A 22,312-nucleotide genomic window follows, 5' to 3' on the forward strand; every position below is an offset into this window, starting at 1 on the left:
AAAGACAAGGCGGGATTGTTTATAAAGCAAAAAATCCACTCGCATGGAGTGGATTTTTTGTTGGTTGGGATTAGCCACCGAAGTCATCAAGTAAGATGTTTTCATCTTCCACGCCCAAATCTTTGAGCATCTTGATAACCGCAGCATTCATCACCGGAGGACCACACATATAGAATTCACAGTCTTCTGGTGCTGGGTGGTCTTTTAGATACTCTTCATAAAGCACGTTATGAATGAATCCGGTGTAACCTTCCCAGTTATCTTCAGGCTGTGGGTCAGACAGGGCAACATGCCATTCGAAGTTGTCGAATTCTGCTGCCAGACCGTCATAATCTTCAACGTAGAACATCTCACGCTTAGAACGCGCACCATACCAGAAGCTGATTTTGCGATCTGATTTTAGGCGTTTTAATTGATCAAAGATGTGTGAACGCATCGGTGCCATACCTGCACCACCACCGATGAACACCATCTCAGCCTTGGTGTCTTTGGCGAAGAATTCACCATAAGGACCTGATACGGTAATCTTGTCACCTGGTTTTAGGCTAAATACATAAGATGACATCTGGCCTGGTGGGATACCTTCTGGGCCACGTGGCGGAGGACTTGCGATACGAATGTTAAACTTGATGATACCCTTTTCTTCTGGGTAGTTGGCCATCGAATAAGCACGAATCACGGGCTCATCAACCTTAGAGGTATAACGCCATAGGTTAAAGTTATCCCAATCTTCATGATATTCTTTGGCGATGTCAAAGTCTTTATAGTGTACTTCATGTGGTGGCGCTTCTAACTGCACATAACCACCTGCACGGAACGGTACAACTTCACCCTCAGGAATCTTCAAGGTAAGCTCTTTAATGAACGTTGCTACGTTTTCGTTAGAGATAACCTCACATTCCCATTTTTTGACATCGAAGAATTCAGGATCGATCTCGATCTGCATGTCTTGTTTTACCGCAACCTGACATGCCAAACGCATGCCTTCACGGATTTCACCTTGAGTAAAATGACCTTCTTCGGTAGGTAGGATTGAACCACCACCGTCAAGTACTTTACAACGACACTGACCACAAGTACCACCGCCACCACAAGCTGATGATAGGAAGATGCCTTCGCCAGCTAGGGTTTGTAGTAGTTTGCCACCTGCAGCTGTGGTGACGTTGTTGTCAGGATTGTCATTGATATTGATCGTTACCTTGCCTGAACTGACAAGGCGCGAGCGTGCTATCAAAATCACCACCACCAAGCTCATGATAATGGCGGTAAACATGGCGACACCGCCTAATGCTGTACCAAACATGTTCTCTCCTTATAAACTCATACCGCCAAACGACATGAAGCCAAGCGACATCAGTCCGACAGTAACAAAGGTAATGCCAAGACCACGAAGTGGGGCAGGGACGTCTGAGTATTTAAGTTTTTCGCGAATACCTGCTAATGCAGCAATCGCCAACGCCCAACCCAAGCCAGAACCTACGCCATACACGACAGATTCAGCGAAGTTATAATCACGCTCTACCATGAACAGTACACCACCCATGATGGCACAGTTTACGGTGATCAACGGAAGGAATACACCCAGAGCGTTATATAGAGCAGGTACAAATTTATCTAAGAACATCTCCAGAATCTGTACTGTCGCTGCAATCAGAGCGATATAGCTGAGCAGACCTAGGAATGACAGATCGGTATTCGGGAAACCTGCCCACGCAAGCGCGCCATCTTTAAGAAGGAATTGGTAAAGTAGGTTGTTTAGCGGTACACAGATTGCCATTACCACGATAACAGCGATACCTAGACCGATGGCAGTTGAGACCTTCTTGGAAACTGCCAAAAACGTACACATGCCCAAGAAGAAGGCAAGTGCCATATTCTCAATAAAGACAGATGTAATAAATAGGCTGATATAGTGTTCCATTAGTGACCTCCCATGCCTTTAGATTGTGGCTTCATCACAAATTCTGCTGGCTCGTGCTGATCTTTTTTCCAAAGGCGAACCAATGCAATAAAGCCTGCAATGACAAAGAATGAAGAAGGCGGTAATAGCAAAAGACCGTTAGGGATATACCAGCCGCCCTCGGTTACTTTTTCAAGTAAAGTAATACCAAACCAGCTGCCATTACCGATGATTTCACGGATCGTCGCAACGAAAATCAATACTGCTGAGTAGCCCAAGCCATTACCAATACCATCTAAAAAGCTAGGTACAGGCGGATTACTCATGGCAAATGCTTCAGCTCGGCCCATAACGATACAGTTAGTGATGATCAGACCGACGAATACCGATAACGAACGGCTGATTTCATAAGCGAAAGCTTGCAAAATCTGATCAACCACGATGACCAATGAAGCAATAATAACCATCTGTACAATAATACGAATGGATGAGGGAATTTTATTACGGATGATCGAGATAAAAAAGCTTGAAAATGCCGTAACTAAGGTTAGTGCGATACACATAACCAAAGCGTTTGCAACGCTTGTGGTGACCGCAAGTGCCGAGCAAATACCCAAAATCTGTAGTGCAATTGGGTTATTGTCAAAAATTGGCGTCGTTAAAATGCTTTTGGTATCAGCCATGATTACACTCCTTCACCATTGCCTGCTTGACCAGCTTTTAGATTATCCAAAAATGGCTTATAACCATCTTCACCAATCCAGTACTGTAGTAGATTGTTCACACCGCGAATGGTCAAAGTTGCACCACTAATACCATCAACTTGACCTTCACGCGCTGTACCTGCTTTGACAACGGCGATTTTTCTAGAACCATCTTCGTTATATAGCTCTTTATCCACCCAGGTCTCTTGCCACTGAGGCTCTTCAATGCGCGAACCTAGACCCGGAGTTTCTTTGTGTTGATAAAAATTCACGCCTTTGACAGTGTTTAAATCTTTATCCAAGGTCAAAAGACCAAAAATCGGACCCCACAAGCCAGCACCGTGAATGGGTAGAACGATTTGATCGATCTCACCATTGGCGTTTTTTGCCAAATATACTTTCGCAAAGTTAGGCTTACCACCAATTTTGGCGATGTCATCCGCTAATGAGGTGGATAAATAAGGCGTGCGTGCTGCTTTTGACGCATCATAGCCATCCACATCATTGATGCCGGCGGCTGAAATTTCTTGATCAGTGGCAAATTTACCAGTTTGTAAGTTCACTAAGCGGACATCAAAGTCGGCAAAACGCTCTGGAATGACACTAGAAGAATCTGTTTCAGGGTCATACATATCTGCTGCCATCAAGATATTTTTGTTCAAATCAAGACGGGCATTTTCTTGTTGCTTTGATTTTAACCCAACAGCAACCGCAGAAACCATCACCGAGCATACCAAGCACAAAATCAGTGCTGTGACTGCGGTGCTAACATTACTATTTTTGGCTGACATGACGCAATCTCCGTGCTGTTTGACGTTTGATATTGGCTTGTTTGACGAAGTAGTCAAATAGTGGGGCGAACAAGTTGGCGAATAAGATGGCCAGCATGATGCCTTCTGGGAAAGCAGGGTTTACCACACGGATAACCACAGTCATAAAGCCGATCAATAGACCATAGCACCAGCGACCTGTATTGGTATGTGCTGCTGATACAGGGTCAGTTGCCATAAATACCGCACCGAACATGAAGCCACCAATAACTAGGTGCCAATGTGGCGCAAGGCTCATCATTGGGTTTTCGCCGCCGATTAGGTTGAAGATGAATGCAGTCACCACAAGACCAATCACAGAACCTGCGATCACACGCCATGAAGCGATCTTCGTCCATAGTAGGCCTACCGCGCCAATCAAGATGGCAAGGGTTGATACTTCACCGATAGAGCCTTGCATGTTACCCAAGAATGCATCTGTCCAAGTGATCACTTGACCATAGGCGTTCACGAACTGATCAGGGCTTACGCCAGCTGCTGCTAGACCTAATGGTGTTGCGCCACTAAATCCGTCCACCGCTGTCCAGACCGCATCGCCAGACATATAAGCAGGGTAAGCGAAATATAGGAACGCACGACCAGCAAGGGCAGGGTTAAGGAAGTTCTTACCGGTACCGCCAAATACTTCTTTGGCAACAACCACACCAAAGCTAATACCTAGGGCAACTTGCCACAGTGGTACGTCTGGTGGTAGTGATAGGGCAAATAACACAGAAGTGACGAAGAAGCCTTCGTTCACTTCGTGTCCACGCACGACAGCAAAGATGATTTCCCATAGGATACCTACTGCAAAAGTTACCGCGTAGATGGGTAGGAATTGCATCGCGCCATAGACGAAGCACGCCCAGATGCTATTAGGATCATAGCCTACCATGCCGGTGATGGCTGTGCGCCAGCCTGTTGGTTCAAGACCAAGTTGGCTAATGGCAGTTAGCGCTTGAAAACCGACGTTGTACATACCCCAAAACATCACAGGGAAAGTACATAGCCATACGGTAATCATGATACGCTTTAGGTCGATACCATCACGCACGTGAGAGGCGCTGTACGTCTGAGAGCTTGGTTGACGGAAAAACGTGTCAAACATCTCAAAGACGGCGTAATATTTTTCGTACTTACCACCTTTTGTGAAGGATGGCTCCATACGGTCAAAGATATTGTGAATAAATTTCATCGTTTAGCCTTCCTGCTCAATACGGGTCAAGTTATCACGCAAAATATCACCAAATTCGTATTTACCAGGTGACACAAAGGTGCATAACGCCAAATCTTCTTCATCAAGCTCAAGCGCACCAAGCTCTACTGCTTCGATGATGTCGCCTACGATGAGTGAGCGAAGTAGCTGAGTTGGCAGGTAGTCTTGTGGCATGACTTTTTCGAATGAACCGATTGGTACCATCGCACGAGGTGAGCCATTGGTAGATGTGGTAAAGTCATATTTTTTGCCACCGAAGAACTGCGAGATGTAGATTGGTAGCATGGAGAAGCGATTTGCACCCAGGGTAAAGAAGTGCAGGGCAGGGCGTTCACGACCTTCGGCAAGCACTGAAACTTGGTTGTGAAAGCGACCCAAATAAGCAATTTTTTCATCTGCTTTACGACCTGACAACACCGACCCAGAAATGATGCGATTGTCATTACCTTTAAGCTCGTTGGCGGTCAATTCTGCCAAATCAGCACCGCGAGTGGTGCGGATAAGACGCGGGTTATTAACCGCAGGACCTGCAAGGCTAATCACGCGGTCGGTGTGGATGCGACCAGTAGTGAATAGCTTACCGATGGCGATCACGTCTTGATAGCCGATTGTCCATACACTTGCGCCGCGTCCTAGTGGGTGCAAAAAGTGAATGTGCGTGCCTGCGTTACCTGCTGGGTGCTTACCTGTAAAGCCTTCATAAACGGTGTCGTTAGCGACGTTCGTTGCTTTGGCAGGTGCTGTTTCGCCATGGCAGACATAAGTCTTTGGCGACAGCGTTGAGATAACTGCCAAGCCATCATTGAATGCATCGATGCTGTCATTAATGATGCGCGCAGGATCGGTGGCTAGAGGGTTGGTGTCCGTAGCGGTTACAAAAATCGCTGAAGGCACGCTGTTGATTTCTGGCGTGCGACTAAAAGGACGGGTGCGGAATGCTGTCCATTCACCTGAAGCCACCAATTGTTCTTTCACTGCTTCACGATCAATAGACGCAAGGTCTGCAGCTGCATAGGCATTAAAGGTAACTTCATCTGCTGCGCTAGGGTTAGCAGCGATGACGATGCTTTCAAACACACGGCGTTCGCCACGATTCACAGAAACGATGCGACCGCTCACAGGGGCAGTATATTTAACACCCGCGCGTTTTTTGTCTTCAAACAACACTTGCCCTTTGGCGACGGTATCGCCTTCCTTTACACTCATGGTTGGACGCATACCGATATAGTCATAGCCGATAAGCGCAACGTGAGTTGGCGTGTGTTCGCTAATCTCGTTGGCGGGTTCGCCCGAGATGGGCAAGTCCAAGCCTTTTTTGATGGTAATCATAAGCGGATACTTAAATTAAGACCAAAACACACCAGCGCGGGCAACCCTAAGTTAAAACGTGGCTACCTGAACGGCTGGCTACCAATTTTCCAAGAAACATCCAAAACTTACTGGCGTGGCATCGCCAACTGGTAAGTTGCTTTTGTCCAAAGGAATTTATACAAACGCCGCTTGGCATATCACAACTATGTTGCTGTTATTTTACCAAATCTGCTAAGCGTGCAATAAACCTTTCTATTATACGCTAAATTGACAAAAAATTACAGACTTTTCGGCAAATTAGCTAATAAAAATAAGGTTAAGTGAATGATTTTAATTGTCTTTTTGAATGACTGAGAAATGATTTGATATTTTTTTAAAAATGTTGCCAAATTTTGTGGGGAATTTGTTAAAATCCTTGAGTAACTCTTGAAATGATTTATTGTTAATTTATATTAAAAGGTATGTTATGTCAATGTTGATTATTCCTGCCATCGACCTAAAAGATGGCAAATGTGTACGTCTAAAACAAGGACGCATGGAGGATGATACGGTATTTAGCGATGACCCTGTGGCGATGGCGACTCAGTGGGTGGAGCAGGGTGCTAGACGTCTGCACTTGGTGGATTTGAATGGAGCGTTTGATGGTGTACCTGTTCATAAAGACGTGGTAACAGCAATCGCCAAAGCTTATCCAGATTTGCCCATTCAGCTGGGTGGTGGGGTGCGCAGTTTATCAACAATCGAGCATTATTTGTCAGCAGGGCTAAACTACATCATCATCGGCACTAAGGCTTTGGAGGAACCTGGTTTTGTCGATGAGGCGTGTAAGGAATTTCCAGATGCCATCATTGTGGGCATTGATGCAAGTAACGGCTTTGTGGCGACGCATGGTTGGGCGAATGTTACTGACACTCGTGCCACCGACCTTGCCAAGCGTTTTGCTGATGCGGGTGTGTCGTCCATTGTTTATACCGACATCGCCAAAGATGGCATGATGGCGGGTGTGAACATCGATGAGACGGTTAATATTGCCAAAGCGTGTGGACTGCCTGTCATTGCATCAGGCGGCGTTACCAACATGAGCGATGTTGAGCAGCTAAAACCTTATAGTGAATATCTTTTGGGGGCGATTACAGGGCGTGCCATCTATGAAGGGACGCTTGATTTGGCAGAAGCACAGGCGTATTTGGATCGGTAGTTGTCATAAAAAAGAGCGAGATGATTCGCTCTTTTTTATCGGTTTAAAGGTCATGTTGATGACCTAATGTCCAAATCATACCATTGCTAAGCAGTAAATGGATTTTTTTGCCATTGGATAGGGCTTTAATTATCGGTGCTGGTAACTTGTTGGGCAAAGGCGTAATTTCACTTTCAGTGGTCAGCACGCTTACTTGTCGATGGTTCTTATTGGGAATTGTGGCAAAGCCGTGGCGACCTGCGACCAAATTAGTGTCGAAACTACCAATGGCATGATTAGAATGACTCTCGGCCAATACTTTTTCATGCAGTTTATTACCAGCTTGTATGTACTCCACCAGTCGTCCCACCAAGTGCGGCATTTGTATGGCATAAAGTTTGTTCTCAAACACGAAAGGTGATTGCCAGCGATTGTTTGGCAAAGGCGTGCTTTGGGCAATGATTTTTAGCTCATCATCTATATTATCAATGATGATTGTGCTTGCCCCATGACCGCGACCTGACATGGTTGTTACTAAGTGATTTCCTTTATCATGGGGTAAAACCTCCAAGGTGTTCGCTTCGAATACTAACCCCTCAATGGATAAAGGCTTAGCAAGTGGTTTTAAACTGTGTCGCTCTAAAAATTGTACCTGACTTGCTTCCATGTCATCGCCCAGCACCCCATGCTGATAAGTCGTGTTGTCAGGGTGGGAAAGTACGGCGATATGTCCGTTATCATCACCTGAAAAATCGACCTGTATGGGGCGAGCATCTGGCAAAATGGAATCAAAACGAGCAACTGCCTTTACGCCACCATCTAAAACTTCAAGACGAACCAAGCTTGACGAGCCATCATCGTTGGTTTGTACCACAATGGTGGCAAATGGGAGCATGAGCATGGCAGAATGGGGGGATGGGCGAATGGCTGAACGATAAACTTGCCCATGTTGGATTAGGGTAAAATAACCATCTTTATCAGCAAAAGCCACTTTGCCAAAACTTGCCACCGGAGTAACGCTTGATGACACGCTGGTAGCGAGTTTGGTGGGCTTGTCAGAGTGTGGTATTTGCCACAGCTCACCTTTGTCATTGATGAGCATGAGCCAGCCCATATCGTCAAGGGCGATTTGTTTGGCAGGTCCGACTTTTGACAAATCAAGTTCTTGCAATTCATAAGACTTTTCATGAACGGTGTGTCGCTGTGCGGTGTAATCAGTACTGGGTTTGGCACAGGCAGACAGGCTTGCCCCAAGTAGGGCAAGGTTTAAGATGAAGGTGAGTTTGAGTGCTGTGATCATAAATTAAGCGATTGGTTAAAAATTTTGAATATTGTGCGTGATTTGATTGAGATGAAACCCTGTAAATAACTTATTGATGAATATGATTTAATAAAGACTGTGAAGCAAAAAATTGGATATGGCGGTTCGCCATAACGCATAAAGATTGACCTTGGTTACAAATGCTTGATTTACTTGCGGTTATTTACTCCTCTTACCCTTAGTCTTGTTAGGTGTTTCGTCCAATTTTTCTACCAATGCAAAATCTACCTGTAATAAATCCATATTCACGCCAGCGACTTGAATCAAAAGCTGTTCGCCCAGTTTAAAGATGCTGCCACGCTCACCCATCAACGCTTGCTCTCGCTCATCGTATTCAAAATATTCTTGGCTAAGGTTAGATATGTGAATCAAGCCATCAATGAACAAATCATTGAGTGTGATGAACAATCCAAAATTTGTTACGGTGGTGATTGTCCCTGCGAACTTTTCGCCTAGATGCCTTTGCATATAATGACATTTAAGCCAAGTCTCAACATGTCGGCTTGCCTCTTCGGCACGACGCTCTGTGATGGAAGTTTGCTCGCCTGCTTCTTCCAAATTCTTATAAACTTGCTGTACACTTTTTTGACCAGTAATCTTATCTTTGATGGCGCGGTGCAGCATCAAATCAGGATAACGGCGGATTGGACTTGTGAAATGACTGTATTCGTCATATGCCAAGCCAAAATGACCGATATTATCAGGGCTGTAATTTGCCTGCATCATCGAACGCAGCAGCATTGAGTGAATACTTTGGGTGTCTGCTCTTCCTTCAGTTGCCTTGATGATGCGTTGATAGTCAGTATGGGTCGGGTTTTCGGTTGGGAAGGATAAACCAAACGATTTGACATATTCAGCCAGTTTGCTTGACTTTTCATCTGATGGCTTGTCATGATTGCGATATAAGACAGGCAATTCATGTTTGAGAGAAAAATTGGCAGCACAAGTATTGGCAAGTAGCATCATCTCTTCAATGAGTTTGTGAGCATCACCTCGAGTGCGTTTTTTGATGTCTTTGATGTCGCCATCTTCGCCAAAGACGATGTAACTCTCCGCCGTCTCAAATGCCATTGCCGCACGCTCTTCACGTCTTTTGTCAAGAATTTGATAAAGCTGATACAAGGTATCTACCGATTTGCACACGTCAGGATTTTTAACCAAATCATCAGGCAGAGTTTCATTCGTAGGGTCGTCAAGATAGGCGTTTACTTGGTTATAAGTCAGGCGAGCCTGTGAGTGCATGACCGCAGGGTAGAACTCATAGCCTGTAACCTTGCCCAAACGAGACAGCTTAATATCCGCCACCATACAGAGCCGATTTACGTTTGGGTTAAGGGAGCATAGTTCGTTGGATAACGCCTCTGGCAACATGGGTATGACACGGTGTGGAAAATAGACACTCGTGCCACGCTCATAAGCTTCTAAGTCAAGCGGGCTATGGGGCGTGACATAGTGACTGACATCAGCGATTGCAACCACCAATCGATAATTCCCCCCTGTGCGTTTACAAGCATATACCGCATCATCGAAATCTCGAGAATCCTCTCCGTCAATCGTAATTAACGGCAATGAGCGTAAATCCACACGCCCTTTAAAGTCTGTTTCGGTCGGTTCGCTGTACTTATTGACCTGTTTAAGGACGGCTTGGCTGAATTCATGGGGGATGCCATGATTTAAAAGGGTGGTTTCAATGATGAGTTCACGGTCATTAAGATTGGTTAAAATCTCTGTGATTTTACCAGTGGCGTATTCTTGATAAGTTGGCATGTCAATGATGGCGACTTTGACGCTATCGCCCACGCCCGCCCCATGATGAGCCACGTCATCATCGCTTAGGGTAATAGGCTGATGAGCATTCGCCCCTGACAGACGCACAAAATAGCCCTCATCATCGCTGTCAATCACGCCCACAAACTCAGTGCTGGCACGGTGTAGCACGGTTTGAATACGGGCTTCGGGCTTGCCACGAAACTCGGTGGCGACCGCTTCTACCGTATCACCATCAAAGACCACTCGCATTTGCTTTTCGTGAATAAATAGGTCGGGCATATCGTCAAGCACGACAAAGCCAAAGCCCTTGGCATTTGCCGACACCTTGCCTGTTACGGTGGTCGGCAGGGGGGCAATGCTAAAATGAATGCCGTCTGTGCGTTCTAATTGGTTGTCTCTTAGCATGGCTTTTAGGCGGTTGGTTAGGGCAAAAAATCGCTCATCATCGCCCAAAATCTCAAAATGCAGTCCCAAACTCTCCGCTGTGGCAGGTTTGCTGTCATTATTCATTTGGGCGACAGTTTGTAGGATAAGCAGGCGTGAGGGAATGGGGTTTTGGTATTTATTGGCTTCATCGGTGGCGTTGGGGTCGTTCCACGTTGGTGTTTTTTTCTTTGACATAAGTATTCTCTATATTCTCTTCAAAATTATATAAAATATCGTTCAATCTAGGTTATCATATCACATTTGTTGATGATTTTTGGGTGAAATTTTATGAATGTTTCGTTAATAGAAGGCAGTTTGGTTGCTAAATATTATTTGGAGAAACTGGCGCGTCTAGAGTCCGAATTATTCAATGATGCTTGGGATGTGCTGGCGATTTCTTCGGTGTTATCTGGGTTTGGTGCTGGAGTGATTGTGGTCGAATCTGATCAAGAGGTTCTAGGCTATTGTATCTATCAGGCGGTATTTGAAGTCGCGGAGATCTTACGCATTGCTACAGCTAAGCATTGTCAAAAAAACGGCATTGGAAGTTTAATTTTAAATCATCTTGCCCGTCATTGTATCGAAAAACAAGCAGAGAGAATTTTGCTTGAGGTACGAGCGGATAATCTTGCAGCGATTGCGTTATATAAAAAATTCGATTTTCATCAAATTGACACAAGAGCCAGCTACTATCAAGACAAAAAAACGCACCAAAAAATTGATGCGTTAATTTTCCAAAAATTGCTTTAGGGCTTGATTAACAGCCATCATCAACAATAAGTATGGTGGTTTTGCCAACTCTTTTAAATCGTGCTATATGGCGTGGATCGCCGCAGATATCCCCTTCTTATTTAAACTTGACCTTCTTAACTAAAGAGTTGTGCTGAGCGAGTGTCATGGGTGCAAATGTAGCATAAAAAGAAGTGTTGTCGCAATCATGGCAGTATGGATCATAGTTTAGACTTTCTAGGGGATAGCCGTATAAGGTGGTATTCTTTAACGGAACGATGCCTTTTAATATCGGACCCTCGTCTTCTTTACCCTTGATGAACTTCGCAGGCATCATGTCTTTTCGATAAGGCTTTGGAATAGAAGTATAGGTGCCTTGTCTGGCTTCTTTGGTTAGAGGATTGGGTTTGGGGGTGTCTTCAAAGATGCTTTGTCTTATTGTCCATGTTATGTCATTATCATTGTCGTTTTTGCCCACTTGTAAATGTTCAAAGACAGGCGTCTAGTCAGCGGCTTGGGATGATGTGGCGGCAGCCAAAGCCACCAATAAAAGATAATTTTTCATGATAATCCTTGCTCATTAAATAAAAAAGTAGCTCATGCTGATGAGCTACTTTAGATAAATTATTTTTTCTTGGCTGGGCCTAGTAACATGCCCATTTGACGACCTTCAACCTTTGGTGCTTGTTCAACACTTGCAATCTCTTCAGTGTCTTGAATGATGCGCTCAAGCTGTGCTTTACCGATCTCTTGGTGAGCCATCTCACGTCCGCGGAAACGGATAGAAACTTTAACTTTATCCTTGTCTTCCAAGAACTCAAAGATTTTGCGAAGTTTAACTTGATAGTCAGCTTCTTCTGTGCCAGGGCGAAGTTTGATTTCTTTAACTTGCGTCTGTTTTTGGTTCTTTTTGGCTTCTTTTGCTTTTTGTTTTTGGTCGTACAAGTAGCGCTTGTAGTCCATGATTTTGCAAACAGGCGGCTTGGCATCAGCAACGATTTCTACCAAATCAAGATTAGCGTCACCGGCAGCTTGTAAGGCATCTGCCAAACTAACTACTCCAAGTTGTTCGCCGTCTTCTTTGACCAGACGGACTTCTTTAGCGCGAATCTCTTCATTCACATTTAAGCGGTTGGACGGTTTAATGGGTCATACTCCAAATAAAAGATAATTTTGTATTCTACTTAAAAAGTGTGTGGATTTCAAGGGGTGTATTAATAAAACCCATTCGGTTTCTTGAATGGGTTTTTAGATTACTCAGCCTTAGCTTCAACTCTGCCTCTTAAGGCAATCACGCCTTCAAGGTGTTTGATGAAGTCTGTCACGCTCATGCTACCTAGGTTCTCGCCTTCGCGGGTACGCACATTAACCGTGCCAGTTTCAACTTCTTTGCCGCCAAGCACCAGCATGAATGGAATGCGTTCTAGAGTGCGTTCACGAATCTTAAAGCCGATTTTCTCGTTACGAAGGTCGCTTACCGCACGGAATCCTGCCGCTTTAAGCTCATCTACGACGCTCTCACAGGCTTTGGCTTGCTTGTCGGTGATGTTCATCACGACTGCCTGAGTAGGTGCAAGCCATGCTGGGAACCAACCTGCATAATGCTCTATCAAGATACCAATGAAACGCTCGAACGAACCTAGGATAGCGCGGTGCAGCATGACAGGGCGTTCACGCTCACCTTGTTCATTGATGAACTCGGCATCTAGGCGTTCAGGCAAATTAAAGTCAAGCTGTAGCGTGCCACATTGCCATTCGCGATTTAGGCAGTCTTTTAGGGTGAATTCGATTTTTGGGCCATAGAAAGCGCCTTCGCCTTCTTGTAATTCCCATTCAAGTCCTGCAGCGTCTAGCGCATCACCAAGGTCTTTTTCTGCCAGATCCCAAAGCTCATCAGAACCGACGCGTTTCTCTGGACGAGTGGAGAGTTTCATTAGGATATTGTCAAAGCCGAAGTCCTTATAGACGTTCAAAGTCATCTTGATGAAATCAAGAGCTTCGGTGCGAATTTGGGCATTGGTACAGAAGATGTGCGCATCGTCTTGGGTGAAGCCGCGCACACGCATGATGCCATGCAATGCACCAGATGGTTCATTGCGGTGGCATGAGCCAAACTCGGCAAGGCGTAGAGGTAGATCACGATAAGATTTCAAACCTTGATTAAATACCTGTACGTGACATGGGCAGTTCATCGGCTTGATGGCGTAATCACGGTTCTCTGATGCAGTGGTGAACATGTTTTCTGCATAGTTTTCCCAGTGGCCAGACTTCTCCCATAGGCTTCTGTCCACGACTTGTGGGGTTTTGATCTCAAGGTAGCCGTGGTCTTGTTGAACTTTACGCATGTACTGCTCAAGCACTTGCCAAATGGTCCAGCCGTTCGGGTGCCAGAACACCATGCCAGGTGCTTGTTCTTGTAGATGGAACAGACCCAGCTGCTTACCGATTTTACGGTGATCGCGTTTTTCGGCTTCTTCGATGCGTTCAATATAGGCTTTAAGTTCTTTTTTGTCCGCCCATGCGGTGCCATAGATGCGCTGTAATTGTTCATTCTTGGCATCGCCGCGCCAATATGCGCCACTCATCTTGGTAAGTTTGAATGCTTTTAGGAATCGAGTGTTTGGCACGTGTGGGCCGCGGCACATGTCGATGTATTCTTGATGATAGTACAGACCCATGTGTGTCTCATCGGGCATGTCTTCTACTAGGCGAAGCTTGTAGGTTTCATCGCGTTCAGAGAAGGTTTTGATGACTTCATCTCTTGGGGTTATTTTTTTGATGACGTCATAATCTTGGTCGATGAGCGTCTTCATGCGTGCTTCGATGGCTTGCATGTCTTCAGGTGTAAAAGGGCACTCACTGTAGATGTCATAATAAAAGCCATCTTCAATGACAGGGCCGATGACCATTTTTACTTCAGGATATAACTGCTTAACAGCGTGACCTAGAAGGTGAGCGCATGAGTGGCGAATGATTTCAACCCCTTCAGCATCTTTAGCGGTGATGATTTGTACGGTCGCGTCCGTCGTGATCGGATCGCTTGCGTCCACTAATTTGCCATTAACACGCCCTGCGATGGTGGCTTTGGCAAGCCCTGCACCGATGTTTTGAGCGATTTGCATGACAGTAGTTTCACCGTCAAACTCTCTGACGCTGCCGTCAGGTAGGGTAATTGCAACCATAAAATTTCCTAAATAATAGTCAGGCTAAAATAATAAAAACATTTTATTATATCAAAATTTATGCCCAACACCAAGATAACTGACATTGATTTAAAAAATTGTACTCAATCTTTATGTATTAAATGACCGCCAATCATTTACAATCGGTGTGCTTTTTTGTATGATGCGCATTATAACCATGATAATTCAATGGGTATGATGTATTAATATAAAGTAACTTGACAGCGTTTATTATAATGAGTATCATTATCATTTTATAGTTGAGTGAGTTTTTCGGTTAATATTTTAAATCTTATGCTCAGTTGCTATTATTAAACCATTGTTGGTTATTGTATTCTTGAATTTTATTTTAATGGATGTGGTTATGAAAATTTTTAAAACTTTGGCAGTGTGCTTTGGGCTTTGCGCTGCTTTGACGGCGTGTGATAAGCCTTCTGATGAAGTGGTATCTGCGCAGACTTCAGCCGACAAAATGACGGTGGTAACGACCTTTACCATTATTGAAGACATTGCCCAAAATGTCGCAGGGGACGCAGCAGACGTTCATTCCATTACCAAAGCAGGGGCGGAGATTCATGACTATGAGCCGACCCCAAAGGACATTGCTAAGGTCAAAGAAGCCGATTTGATTTTGTACAACGGCATGAATTTGGAGCGTTGGTTTGAAAAATTCTATGCTGATGCCAAAGATACCCCTGCGGTGGTGGTAACGGACGGTATCACGCCCATACCGATTAAGGCAGGCTCATATAAGGATTTGCCAAATCCGCACGCTTGGATGTCCACGTCTAACGCCCTGATTTATGTGGAAAATATCAAAAACGCATTCATCAAACACGACCCAAAAAACAAAGACGTGTACATCAAAAATGCCGAGGAATACGCCCAAAAAATTAAAGCCATGGACGAGCCACTTCGTGCCAAACTTGCCCAAATCCCTGAAAATGAGCGTTGGCTGGTTACCTCAGAAGGGGCATTTAGCTACCTTGCCAAAGATTATGGGCTAAAAGAAGCCTATCTGTGGGACATTAACGCCGAGCAACAAGGCACGCCCCAGCAGGTCAAGGCTCTGATTGACACGGTTAAAGCCAACAAAATCCCTGTGGTATTTAGCGAAAGCACCGTTTCGGACAAACCTGCCAAACAAGTCGCCAAAGAGGCAGGGGCGTATTATGGCGGTGTCTTGTATGTGGACAGCCTAAGCGAAAAAGACGGGGCGGTGCCAACGTATCTTGACTTACTTAATATAACGGCAAGTACGGTGGTTAAAGGGTTTGAAGACGCAAAAGCTCAAAAATAATTGACAAGGCGATTTGGCAAGATAAAATACGGTATCTTGCCAAATTTTTGATTTAAAAAATATGGGAATATAGTGTTTATAAATTAGGCGGTAGGGGCGAATACAACGCCTAAATGCTAAGGGTTTTGTTGGGCAAATTGCAATTTTCCCCTACAAATCCACCATTGATTTATTGTGCTAATTTCAAAAATTTCTATCTTTTTTAAATCAATTTTTCACAATTATGACACACATTCACGATTTAACCGCCAGTATCAGCGTTCAGGGGTTGTCCGTGCGTTACGCCAACGGTCATCACGCCCTTTTTGACATGAATTTTACCTTAACAGGCGGGACAACTTGTGCCTTGGTGGGGGTAAACGGCTCTGGCAAATCCACGCTGTTTAAGTCCATTATGGGACTGATTAAACCCCAATCAGGGCAGATTTTGCTCTGTGGCTTGCCCATTAACACCGCCCTAAAACAAAACCTAGTCGCATACGTTCCCCAAGCCGAAGAAGTGGACTGGCAATTTCCTGTATCGGTTTATGATGTGGTGATGATGGGGCGGTATGGCTATATGAATTTTTTGCGACTGCCCAAGGCAGTCGACCGCCAAAAGGTAGCAGACGCCATGGCTCGGGTGGATATTTCTCATCTAAAAGACAGGCAAATCAGCGAACTGTCAGGCGGTCAAAAAAAACGAGTGTTTTTGGCTCGCTCGCTTGCCCAAGAAGGCAAAATTATCCTGCTTGATGAGCCGTTTACAGGCGTTGATGTCAAAACCGAAAAGGCGATTATGGCTCTGCTTGACGATTTACGAAGCGAAGGGCATTTGATTTTAATCTCCACGCACAATCTGGGGACGATTCCAGAATTTTGCGACCAAGTGGTGATGATAAATCGCACCGTGCTGGCAAGTGGTACAACCAAAGACACCTTTACCCAAGAGAATTTGGAGAAGGTGTTTGGGGGAGTGTTACGGCAAATTCGCTTGGCAGGCAAGGACTTGCACGATGACGATGACAGTCGTGCGGTTACGATTTTGGCGGACGATGAAGTGCCTGCGGTGTTTTATGGGGTGCATGACGGCACGCCCGAGCGTAGCCACTGCGATAAGATCGCACAGGCGAGCCGTGTGGGGCAGGTCAATATGAATCAAAAACGGGCAAAAGATGACGACGTACAACTGTACAACCCTAAAACCGACACCACAACGCCCAGCCCCACACCAAATTTAAACCCAAATAAGGACATGCCATGAGTGAGCTGTTTGCACTGCTTGCCGAACCATTCGCTTATGAATATATGGTAAAAGCGATGGTGCTGTCGTCTGTGGTCGGTGGTGTGTGTGCGTTTTTATCGGCATATTTGATGTTAAAGGGTTGGTCGCTTATTGGCGATGCCTTGTCCCATGCGGTCGTCCCTGGCGTGGCGATTGCGTACGCACTCGGCTTACCTTATGCGATTGGGGCGTTTTTTTCGGGGATATTGGCGTCTTTGGCGATTCTGTGGGTTAAATCTTTGACAAACCTAAAAGAAGATGCAGTGATTGGCTTTATTTTCACCACGTTTTTTGCGTTGGGGCTGTTTATCATCTCTATCAATCCCACGTCTGTCAATGTTCAAGAGATTATTTTTGGCAATATTTTGGGCATTAGTGATACCGACATGATACAAGTGGGCATCGTCATGGCGGTGTCCCTTGGTTTTTTGCTCGTTTTTTGGAAAGATTTGCTTTTGGTGTTTTTTGATGAAATTCACGCCAAATCGGTGGGGTTGTCGCCCAAAGTGTATCAAGTGCTGTTTTTTAGCCTGCTGTCTGCGTGCGTGGTGTCGGCACTGCAAACGGTGGGGGCGATTTTGGTGATTGCGATGGTCATCACCCCAGGGGCAACGGCATATCAGCTCACCGACAGATTTCGTCCGCTTATCCTAATCGCAGGATTGTTGGGCGTAACCACAAGCGGGCTTGGTGTTTATCTAAGCTACTACCTAGACGGAGCGACAGGGGGTGTGATTGTGTCCTTGCAGACAGCATTGTTTGTGCTGGCGTTTTTGTTTTCGCCGAAGTTTGGGATAATCACCCGATGGGTAAAGGCAAAGCGTTTATCCGTCCAATTTGACAACCATAGATTTTAGTATGCAACTTCTTAACTTTCTCACCGAACCCTTATCCCACACCTTTATGCAACACGCCCTATTGTCATCGGTCGTTGTTGGGGCGGTGTGTGCGGTGCTGTCGTGTTATGTGGTTTTAAAGGGTTGGTCTTTGATGGGCGATGCGATTAGCCATGCGGTGTTCCCGGGGGTGATTGTGGCGGTATGGCTTGGGGTGCCGATGTCGCTTGGGGCGTTTGTGGCAGGGCTGTTTTGTGCCGTATCGGTGGGTTTTTTAAAAAACAACACCCGTATCAAGGAAGATACGCTTATGGGCATTGTCTTTGCAGGAATGTTTGCAGTGGGGCTTGTCATGTTTACCAAAATGGACACCGATCAGCATTTAAAGCATATTTTGTTTGGCAATCTGCTTGGTATCAGCCGCGAAATGCTTATCCAGACCATGATAATTTGTGGGGCGATTTTGGGGGCGGTGCTGTTAAAGGGTAAGGATTTGCTTTTGTACTGCTTTGACCCAAGTCATGCCCGTGTGGCAGGACTGTCGCCCAAAGTTTTGCATTATGGACTGCTTATCCTGCTCTCTGCGACAATTGTGGTTGCCATGCAAGCGGTTGGCGTGATTTTGGTGGTGGCCATGCTCATCTCCCCTGGTATCACGGCATTTGTCTTATGCAGGCGATTTCATACCATGCTGGCTGTGGCGGTGGTAAGTTCGTGTTTGACGAGTTTTTTAGGCGTGATTTTAAGTTATCATCTGGATTCGGCAACGGGGGCGACGATTGTGCTTTTGCAAGCAATCACATTCATGGCAGCAGTTTTATTTGCCAAATTCAAACACAGACTTGGCAATACCAAAATGACCGCGACAGCTTAAAGAGATATCCAAAACCCTTTCCCCTTTAATCCATTCCAGGTATAATAGTCAAAAAAACCAACCGAGGAAACAAATGCAGACTCCAACAGCTAAAAATTTCGCTTCAGATAACTATTCAGGCGTGCATCTTAAGATTATGGATGCTTTGAACCTGGCAAATGGCGGGCATGTTCCTGCTTATGGCTATGATGAATTTACAGAAGAATTGCAGACTATTATCCGTGCGCATTTTGGCGATACAGCTCACGCTTATCCGATGTTTAATGGCACGGGTGCGAATGTGGTTGGGCTGCAGGCAATAAGCACTCGTTGGGGTGCGGTAATTTGTACCGAGTCGGCGCACATTCATCAAGACGAAAGCACTGCGCCGCAGGTTGTAGGCGGGCTTAAACTATTGGCGATGCCCACCGAAGATGGCAAGTTGATTCCCGATATGATCCTCTCTCAGCTTTATAATATCGGAAGCGAACATCGTGCTCAACCATCCGTTGTCTATATCAGTCAGACCACCGAATACGGCACTTGTTATAGCATAGATGAGATTCGCGCGATTTGTGAGACTGCGCATGCGCATGGCATGAAGGTATTTGTCGATGGCGCAAGATTATCCAATGCTGCCGCTTATCTAAATGCCACATTTAAAGAGATGATTCTTGAGACCGGTGTGGATATGGTGTCCTTTGGCGGTACGAAGAACGGCATGATGATGGGTGAGTGTTTGATTGTCTTTGACAAAGAGCTTGCCAGCTCACTGCGTTTTTTGCGTAAAGTGGGACTTCAAACCGCTTCAAAAATGCGCTTTATCTCCGCTCAATTCATAGCGCTATTATCAGATAATCTTTATCTTAATAATGCACGGCAAGCCAATGCGATGGCAAAGCAGTTGGCGGATGAACTTATCACGCTGGGTATTCAACCGATTTATGACGTTCAGTCTAATGGTGTCTTTGTTAAATTACCTAAGAAAGCAGTTGATGCCGCCCGCCAAAAATACGCCTTTTATAATTGGGATACCGAAGGTACTGTGCGCTTAATGTGTAGCTTTGATACTACTGCTGGCGATGTGTCGGACTTGGTAGGATTGATTAAGTCCAATCTGAATTAATATAAATAAGACGCTGTTATAAAAGGCAATCAATCAACGATTGCCTTTTTAAAATAAATCCCCCACCAAATCAACCACTTACAAACTTTCTAAACTTTTTCTTAAATTCCCCCTTGACCAACCTCATTCCTCCCCCTATAATACGCACCACTCAAGCACAGCAAGTCATAAAAAACTTGTTTAAATTCAATAAGTTAAAGAATTTGAGACGAGAATTAACAAATCTCAAAAAAACTTTAAAAATTTTGAAAAAAACGCTTGACATTAAATTTTAAAAGCGTATAATACGCACTCATTCGCTGGACGACAGACGAATACACTATTTAAAATCCAAACTAAAGAACAACTTGTGTGGATTTTTGTCAATACAAGATAATTCAATAAATAATATATAAATATTCATTTATTAGTTATTAAGACAAAAATACTCAAAGTTAATTCATTTACACGATGAGCGGATGCTTGTTTCTTAATTTAATAAATTAAGTCATTAAGTATCAAATTTTGCTAGTAATATAATAAATGAGCCAAGTCCTAACTTATCTTAGTTTACTAAGATACTTAATAGGCATCTTAAAAAGATTAAACTGAAGAGTTTGATCATGGCTCAGATTGAACGCTGGCGGCAGGCTTAACACATGCAAGTCGAACGATGACTATCTAGCTTGCTAGATATGATTAGTGGCGAACGGGTGAGTAATGCTTAGGAATCTGCCTATTAGTGGGGGATAACCATCCGAAAGGATGGCTAATACCGCATACGTCTTACGAGAGAAAGGGGGCTTTTAGCTCTCGCTAATAGATGAGCCTAAGTCGGATTAGCTAGTTGGTGGGGTAAAGGCCTACCAAGGCGACGATCTGTAGCTGGTCTGAGAGGATGATCAGCCACACTGGGACTGAGACACGGCCCAGACTCCTACGGGAGGCAGCAGTGGGGAATATTGGACAATGGGCGAAAGCCTGATCCAGCCATGCCGCGTGTGTGAAGAAGGCCTTTTGGTTGTAAAGCACTTTAAGTGGGGAGGAAAAGCTTGTGGTTAATACCCACAAGCCCTGACGTTACCTACAGAATAAGCACCGGCTAACTCTGTGCCAGCAGCCGCGGTAATACAGAGGGTGCAAGCGTTAATCGGAATTACTGGGCGTAAAGCGAGCGTAGGTGGTCATTTAAGTCAGATGTGAAAGCCCCGGGCTTAACCTGGGAACTGCATCTGATACTGGGTGACTAGAGTAGGTGAGAGGGAAGTAGAATTCCAGGTGTAGCGGTGAAATGCGTAGAGATCTGGAGGAATACCGATGGCGAAGGCAGCTTCCTGGCATCATACTGACACTGAGGTTCGAAAGCGTGGGTAGCAAACAGGATTAGATACCCTGGTAGTCCACGCCGTAAACGATGTCTACCAGTCGTTGGGTCTTTTAAAGACTTAGTGACGCAGTTAACGCAATAAGTAGACCGCCTGGGGAGTACGGCCGCAAGGTTAAAACTCAAATGAATTGACGGGGGCCCGCACAAGCGGTGGAGCATGTGGTTTAATTCGATGCAACGCGAAGAACCTTACCTGGTCTTGACATAGTAGGAATCCTGCAGAGATGCGGGAGTGCCTTCGGGAATCTACATACAGGTGCTGCATGGCTGTCGTCAGCTCGTGTCGTGAGATGTTGGGTTAAGTCCCGCAACGAGCGCAACCCTTTTCCTTAGTTACCAGCGACTCGGTCGGGAACTCTAAGGATACTGCCAGTGACAAACTGGAGGAAGGCGGGGACGACGTCAAGTCATCATGGCCCTTACGACCAGGGCTACACACGTGCTACAATGGTTGGTACAAAGGGTTGCTACACAGCGATGTGATGCTAATCTCAAAAAGCCAATCGTAGTCCGGATTAGAGTCTGCAACTCGACTCTATGAAGTCGGAATCGCTAGTAATCGCAGATCAGAATGCTGCGGTGAATACGTTCCCGGGCCTTGTACACACCGCCCGTCACACCATGGGAGTTGATCTCACCAGAAGTGGGTAGCCTAACGCAAGAGGGCGCTCACCACGGTGGGGTCGATGACTGGGGTGAAGTCGTAACAAGGTAGCCGTAGGGGAACCTGCGGCTGGATCACCTCCTTAACGATATTATCTGATTGGCAAGAATTCACAACAAGTTGTTCTTTAGTAAGATGTTTAAAACGGGTCTATAGCTCAGTTGGTTAGAGCACCGTGTTGATAACGCGGGGGTCATAAGTTCAAGTCTTATTAGACCCACCATTAACAAATGGGGTTATAGCTCAGTTGGTAGAGCGCCTGCCTTGCACGCAGGAGGTCAGGAGTTCGACTCTCCTTAACTCCACCATTATTAAACATCAAAAGCATACATAAGCAATTTAAATAAGATTTCTTATT

At 45.2% G+C, this 22,312-nt stretch carries 18 protein-coding genes, 2 tRNA genes and 1 rRNA gene; 10 read left to right on the plus strand and 11 right to left on the minus strand.

What is annotated here, in order from left to right; genetic code table 11:
• Window positions 1-70: 70 nt before the first annotated feature.
• From nqrF to AAX10_RS01830, 6 genes are read right to left on the minus strand one after another with little or no spacing between them, the layout of a single operon-like run.
• Window positions 71-1,303: an NADH:ubiquinone reductase (Na(+)-transporting) subunit F gene (nqrF, locus tag AAX10_RS01805; protein WP_036365955.1), complete on the minus strand. Its 1,233-nt coding sequence runs from the start codon at window positions 1,301-1,303 to the stop codon at window positions 71-73.
• 9 nt (window positions 1,304-1,312) lie between these two features.
• Window positions 1,313-1,921 (minus strand): NADH:ubiquinone reductase (Na(+)-transporting) subunit E, encoded by a 609-nt coding sequence (gene nqrE / locus AAX10_RS01810; protein ID WP_036365958.1) that lies wholly within the window; start codon window positions 1,919-1,921, stop codon window positions 1,313-1,315.
• Window positions 1,921-2,583, minus strand: coding sequence for an NADH:ubiquinone reductase (Na(+)-transporting) subunit D (locus AAX10_RS01815; RefSeq protein WP_036365960.1), 663 nt, complete (start codon window positions 2,581-2,583; stop codon window positions 1,921-1,923). Before AAX10_RS01815 ends, nqrE begins: the two co-directional genes overlap by 1 nt.
• A 2-nt stretch (window positions 2,584-2,585) precedes the next feature.
• Window positions 2,586-3,395 (minus strand): Na(+)-translocating NADH-quinone reductase subunit C, encoded by an 810-nt coding sequence (locus AAX10_RS01820; RefSeq protein WP_046699682.1) that lies wholly within the window; start codon window positions 3,393-3,395, stop codon window positions 2,586-2,588.
• Entirely contained in the window at window positions 3,379-4,608 is a 1,230-nt protein-coding gene (locus AAX10_RS01825) for an NADH:ubiquinone reductase (Na(+)-transporting) subunit B (RefSeq protein WP_036365967.1), read from the minus strand. Before AAX10_RS01825 ends, AAX10_RS01820 begins: the two co-directional genes overlap by 17 nt.
• A 3-nt stretch (window positions 4,609-4,611) precedes the next feature.
• A complete protein-coding gene (locus AAX10_RS01830; RefSeq protein ID WP_046697843.1) occupies window positions 4,612-5,958 on the minus strand; it encodes a Na(+)-translocating NADH-quinone reductase subunit A in 1,347 nt (448 codons plus the stop codon).
• Between the two features lie 454 nt (window positions 5,959-6,412).
• On the opposite strand from AAX10_RS01830, the gene hisA reads away from it, so the two are divergent.
• On the plus strand, window positions 6,413-7,138 hold the full coding sequence (hisA, locus tag AAX10_RS01835) for a 1-(5-phosphoribosyl)-5-[(5-phosphoribosylamino)methylideneamino]imidazole-4-carboxamide isomerase (RefSeq protein ID WP_036366017.1): 726 nt from the start codon (window positions 6,413-6,415) through the stop codon (window positions 7,136-7,138).
• 43 nt (window positions 7,139-7,181) lie between these two features.
• Here hisA and AAX10_RS01840 read toward each other — a convergent pair whose 3' ends face one another.
• Together AAX10_RS01840 and rnr are read right to left on the minus strand one after the other, a co-directional pair.
• Window positions 7,182-8,417 carry a hypothetical protein gene (locus AAX10_RS01840; RefSeq protein ID WP_052585352.1) on the minus strand — a complete coding sequence of 412 codons (1,236 nt, stop codon included), beginning with the start codon at window positions 8,415-8,417 and terminating at the stop codon, window positions 7,182-7,184.
• Between the two features lie 180 nt (window positions 8,418-8,597).
• Entirely contained in the window at window positions 8,598-10,829 is a 2,232-nt protein-coding gene (gene rnr / locus AAX10_RS01845; RefSeq protein ID WP_046699683.1) for a ribonuclease R, read from the minus strand.
• Window positions 10,830-10,922: 93 nt separating this feature from the next.
• Here rnr and rimI point away from each other — a divergent pair, with 93 nt between their 5' ends.
• A complete protein-coding gene (rimI, locus tag AAX10_RS01850; RefSeq protein ID WP_036365976.1) occupies window positions 10,923-11,384 on the plus strand; it encodes a ribosomal protein S18-alanine N-acetyltransferase in 462 nt (153 codons plus the stop codon).
• 97 nt (window positions 11,385-11,481) lie between these two features.
• Here rimI and AAX10_RS01855 read toward each other — a convergent pair whose 3' ends face one another.
• The 3 genes from AAX10_RS01855 to thrS form a co-directional block, all read right to left on the minus strand.
• Window positions 11,482-11,841: a hypothetical protein gene (locus AAX10_RS01855; RefSeq protein WP_046699684.1), complete on the minus strand. Its 360-nt coding sequence runs from the start codon at window positions 11,839-11,841 to the stop codon at window positions 11,482-11,484.
• A gap of 146 nt (window positions 11,842-11,987) precedes the next feature.
• Window positions 11,988-12,485, minus strand: coding sequence for a translation initiation factor IF-3 (infC, locus tag AAX10_RS01860; protein ID WP_046697846.1), 498 nt, complete (start codon window positions 12,483-12,485; stop codon window positions 11,988-11,990).
• Window positions 12,486-12,616: 131 nt separating this feature from the next.
• Window positions 12,617-14,545, minus strand: a complete 1,929-nt coding sequence (gene thrS / locus AAX10_RS01865; RefSeq protein ID WP_036365986.1) for a threonine--tRNA ligase — start codon at window positions 14,543-14,545, stop codon at window positions 12,617-12,619.
• 364 nt (window positions 14,546-14,909) lie between these two features.
• Between thrS and AAX10_RS01870 the strand changes: the two genes are divergently transcribed.
• The 8 genes from AAX10_RS01870 to AAX10_RS01905 all read left to right on the plus strand — a co-directional run bounded on the left by AAX10_RS01870 (window position 14,910) and on the right by AAX10_RS01905 (window position 22,262).
• Entirely contained in the window at window positions 14,910-15,845 is a 936-nt protein-coding gene (locus tag AAX10_RS01870) for a metal ABC transporter substrate-binding protein (protein WP_080946977.1), read from the plus strand.
• 223 nt (window positions 15,846-16,068) lie between these two features.
• On the plus strand, window positions 16,069-17,088 hold the full coding sequence (locus AAX10_RS01875) for an ATP-binding cassette domain-containing protein (RefSeq protein WP_080702217.1): 1,020 nt from the start codon (window positions 16,069-16,071) through the stop codon (window positions 17,086-17,088).
• Window positions 17,085-17,966, plus strand: coding sequence for a metal ABC transporter permease (locus AAX10_RS01880; RefSeq protein WP_275540221.1), 882 nt, complete (start codon window positions 17,085-17,087; stop codon window positions 17,964-17,966). The genes AAX10_RS01875 and AAX10_RS01880 overlap by 4 nt, the downstream gene beginning before the upstream one ends.
• 1 nt (window position 17,967) lies before the next feature.
• The gene (locus AAX10_RS01885) at window positions 17,968-18,819 is read left to right on the plus strand and encodes a metal ABC transporter permease (RefSeq protein WP_036365990.1); all 852 of its coding nucleotides are present in this window, start codon (window positions 17,968-17,970) and stop codon (window positions 18,817-18,819) included.
• Window positions 18,820-18,892: 73 nt separating this feature from the next.
• Entirely contained in the window at window positions 18,893-19,924 is a 1,032-nt protein-coding gene (locus AAX10_RS01890) for a threonine aldolase family protein (protein ID WP_046699685.1), read from the plus strand.
• A 584-nt stretch (window positions 19,925-20,508) separates the two neighbouring features.
• Window positions 20,509-22,039, plus strand: a 16S ribosomal RNA gene (locus AAX10_RS01895).
• A gap of 61 nt (window positions 22,040-22,100) precedes the next feature.
• A tRNA-Ile gene (locus AAX10_RS01900) sits at window positions 22,101-22,177 on the plus strand.
• Between the two features lie 9 nt (window positions 22,178-22,186).
• A tRNA-Ala gene (locus AAX10_RS01905) sits at window positions 22,187-22,262 on the plus strand.
• Window positions 22,263-22,312: the final 50 nt, after the last annotated feature.

Source organism: Moraxella bovoculi (assembly GCF_000988745.2).
Lineage (GTDB): Bacteria > Pseudomonadota > Gammaproteobacteria > Pseudomonadales > Moraxellaceae > Moraxella > Moraxella bovoculi.

Coding starts and splice junctions, on each gene's coding strand:
- nqrF (WP_036365955.1), bottom strand. CDS start 1,303: ATGTTTGGTACAGCATTAGGCGGTGTCGCCATGTTTACCGCCATTATC.
- nqrE (WP_036365958.1), bottom strand. CDS start 1,921: ATGGAACACTATATCAGCCTATTTATTACATCTGTCTTTATTGAGAAT.
- AAX10_RS01815 (WP_036365960.1), bottom strand. CDS start 2,583: ATGGCTGATACCAAAAGCATTTTAACGACGCCAATTTTTGACAATAAC.
- AAX10_RS01820 (WP_046699682.1), bottom strand. CDS start 3,395: ATGTCAGCCAAAAATAGTAATGTTAGCACCGCAGTCACAGCACTGATT.
- AAX10_RS01825 (WP_036365967.1), bottom strand. CDS start 4,608: ATGAAATTTATTCACAATATCTTTGACCGTATGGAGCCATCCTTCACA.
- AAX10_RS01830 (WP_046697843.1), bottom strand. CDS start 5,958: ATGATTACCATCAAAAAAGGCTTGGACTTGCCCATCTCGGGCGAACCC.
- hisA (WP_036366017.1), top strand. CDS start 6,413: ATGTTGATTATTCCTGCCATCGACCTAAAAGATGGCAAATGTGTACGT.
- AAX10_RS01840 (WP_052585352.1), bottom strand. CDS start 8,417: ATGATCACAGCACTCAAACTCACCTTCATCTTAAACCTTGCCCTACTT.
- rnr (WP_046699683.1), bottom strand. CDS start 10,829: ATGTCAAAGAAAAAAACACCAACGTGGAACGACCCCAACGCCACCGAT.
- rimI (WP_036365976.1), top strand. CDS start 10,923: ATGAATGTTTCGTTAATAGAAGGCAGTTTGGTTGCTAAATATTATTTG.
- thrS (WP_036365986.1), bottom strand. CDS start 14,545: ATGGTTGCAATTACCCTACCTGACGGCAGCGTCAGAGAGTTTGACGGT.
- AAX10_RS01870 (WP_080946977.1), top strand. CDS start 14,910: ATGAAAATTTTTAAAACTTTGGCAGTGTGCTTTGGGCTTTGCGCTGCT.
- AAX10_RS01875 (WP_080702217.1), top strand. CDS start 16,069: ATGACACACATTCACGATTTAACCGCCAGTATCAGCGTTCAGGGGTTG.
- AAX10_RS01880 (WP_275540221.1), top strand. CDS start 17,085: ATGAGTGAGCTGTTTGCACTGCTTGCCGAACCATTCGCTTATGAATAT.
- AAX10_RS01885 (WP_036365990.1), top strand. CDS start 17,968: ATGCAACTTCTTAACTTTCTCACCGAACCCTTATCCCACACCTTTATG.
- AAX10_RS01890 (WP_046699685.1), top strand. CDS start 18,893: ATGCAGACTCCAACAGCTAAAAATTTCGCTTCAGATAACTATTCAGGC.